At 70.3% G+C, this 2,525-nt stretch carries 3 protein-coding genes; 2 read left to right on the plus strand and 1 reads right to left on the minus strand.

Annotation, left to right across the window (positions count from 1 at the left end):
- Positions 1–62 precede the first annotated feature (62 nt).
- Positions 63–809 carry an endonuclease III gene (gene nth, locus AC2W7C_RS16630; RefSeq protein WP_486002376.1) on the plus strand — a complete coding sequence of 249 codons (747 nt, stop codon included), beginning with the start codon at positions 63–65 and terminating at the stop codon, positions 807–809.
- A 175-nt stretch (positions 810–984) separates the two neighbouring features.
- Here the strand turns inward: nth and AC2W7C_RS16635 are convergent, their stop codons facing one another.
- Positions 985–1,884 carry an ATP-grasp domain-containing protein gene (locus AC2W7C_RS16635; protein ID WP_486002377.1) on the minus strand — a complete coding sequence of 300 codons (900 nt, stop codon included), beginning with the start codon at positions 1,882–1,884 and terminating at the stop codon, positions 985–987.
- 93 nt (positions 1,885–1,977) lie between these two features.
- Between AC2W7C_RS16635 and AC2W7C_RS16640 the strand changes: the two genes are divergently transcribed.
- On the plus strand, positions 1,978–2,525 hold a 548-nt coding region (locus tag AC2W7C_RS16640; protein WP_486002378.1), incomplete at its 3' end, for an adenosine kinase.

Consider the following 2,525-nt stretch of genomic DNA (forward strand, 5'->3'; position numbering starts at 1 on the left):
CGCGGGAGGCGCTGGCGGCGCTTGGCCTTGACCCCCGGACCCGCCGCTCGCGACGAAGGGACATGAAGTCCGCCAAGATCCGCCCCCGCGAAGGCGCGCGGCCCCCAAAACGCCCCGCCGTCATGACCGGCGCGAGCGTGCCGGTCCTGCGCTGGCCGCCGGACGAGGACCGGGTCGAGACGATCTTCGAGCGTCTGTCCGGGGTCATGCCCGATCCGAAGACCGAGCTGAACTACACCAACCCTTTCACCTTCGTGGTCGCTGTGGCCCTCTCGGCCCAGGCCACCGACGTCGGCGTCAACAAGGCCACCGACAAGCTGTTCAAGGTCGCCGACACCCCGGCGAAGATGCTGGCGCTGGGCGAGGAAGGCCTGATCCCCTTCATCAGCTCGATCGGCCTGTATCGCGGCAAGGCCAGGAACGTCATCGCGCTGAGCCGCATCGTACTGGAACAGCACGGCGGCGAGGTTCCGCTGACGCGTGAAGCTCTCCAGGCCCTGCCCGGCGTCGGCCGCAAGACCGCCAGCGTGGTTCTGAACGAGATGGGCGTCGAGCCGGCGATCGCGGTGGACACCCATGTGTTCCGCGTCTCGCACCGCCTGGGCCTGGCCAACGCCTCGACGCCCGACAAGGTCGAGGCGCAGCTGCACAGGATCGTGCCGGAGACCTGGCTGCCCAAGGCCCACCACTGGCTGATCCTGCACGGCCGCTACACCTGCACGGCCCGGAAGCCGAAATGCTCGGCCTGCGTGATCGCCGACCTGTGCCCCAGCCGGGCGGGGCTGATGGCGCTGGGCGAGGCGGCGTGAGCTGTGAACCCACAAACCGTCATCCTCGGGCTTGTCCCGAGGATCCACTTCGGCCGGAGATGCGATCCGGAGTGGGTTCGACGAGGGAGGGGACCAGACACGGCTCGAACGTCCCCACCCATGGATCCTCGGGACAAGCCCGAGGATGACGGGAAGTGAAGTCAAAGACCTTTCATCAGGGTCGTGAGTTCGCCGCCGAAACCTCCGAGAGCCGCGCCTTCACCGCCTCGGCGAACCGCGCCCCGCCGTCCGGCGCCGAGCCCAGGTAGAAGTCCGGCTCGATCAGCTCGGCCTCCATCAGCAGCCAGTTTCCGGCCGCGTCCGGCGCCATGTCGATACGGGCGTACAGCAGGTCCTCGCCGATCGCCGCCAGCGTCTTCTCGGCCAGGGCCAGGGCGCCGGCCGGCGGCTCGGGCAGGGCGACGTACTGGCCGCCGTACTGGACCTGGATGCGGAAGTCGCCGTTCACCGGCCGCTTGTTGACCACGTGGCTGAGCCGGCCGCCGAAGAACAGCAGCGAGGTCTCGCCCTCGGTCTCGATGGTCGGCAGATAGGGCTGGATCATCGCCGCGCCTTCGGGGGCGTCGGCCAGCCGGTCGCCGCGCGACAGCCGCAGCGTCTTCCAGGCCCCGCCGGAAACCCGCGGCTTGATCACCAGGGTGTCGGCGCCGAACCGCTCGAACGCCGCGTCCACGTCGGCCTGGGTGACGCCGTCGATCCAGGCGGTGTCGGGAATGGCCACGCCCTGCTCCGCCAGCCGGCCGAGGTAGGACTTGTCCGAGTTCCAGGCGATCACCGAAGCCGGATTCAGCATCTTGATCCCCGCCGCCTCCCAGGTCGCGCAGGCCCGCATCCAGCGGTCGTGGTCGCGATGGTAGCCCCAGACGATCAGCGGCAGCACCAGCGGATAGCCGGCCAGCCCCGAAGCGTCGTCGACGTGCTCGGTCCAGGGCGTCGGCTCGGCCGAGACCCCCGCCCCGGCCAGGGCCTGAGACAGGCGCGCGAGCACGCTCGGCCATTGGCCGGCGTAGGACGGATCGGACGGATCGGGGGTCAGGACGGCGATGCGGGTCATGCCTCCCTCATTATCCGGCTCCGGCGGATCGCATAAGGCTGTCTTTATGGGTTTTTGGGTGACGACGGGCCGGACCTCGGCTAAGGGCCGCCCATGACCCAGACCGCCCCCGCGCAATACGACGTGCTCGCCGTCGGCAACGCCATCGTCGACGTCCTCGCGCCCTGCGACGCAGCCTTCCTGGAGGCCCAGGGCCTGACCGCGGGATCGATGCAGCTGGTCGACGCCGACCGCAGCGCCGCGCTCTACGCCGCCATGGCCGCGGGGGTCGAGGCCTCGGGCGGATCGGCGGGCAACACCGTCGCCGGCGTCGGCTCGTTCGGCGGTCGCGCCGCCTACATCGGCAAGGTCGCAGACGACCAGCTGGGCGGCGTCTTCACCCATGACATCCACGCCGTCGGCGTCCATTTCGACACCCCGGTCCTGGCCGGAGGCGCCGACGCCGGGCACGGCACCGGCGTCTGCATGATCAACGTCACGCCCGACGGCCAGCGCACCATGTGCACCTTCCTGGGCGCCGCCAACCAGCTGACCGTCGGCGACATCGACGCGGCCCTGATCGGCGCCAGCGAGATCGTCTATCTGGAAGGCTATCTGTTCGACCCGGCCCCGGCCCGCGCCGCCTTCGAGGCGCCGCCGCC

The organism is Brevundimonas sp. CURTG3B2_SDJG, assembly GCF_057364705.1.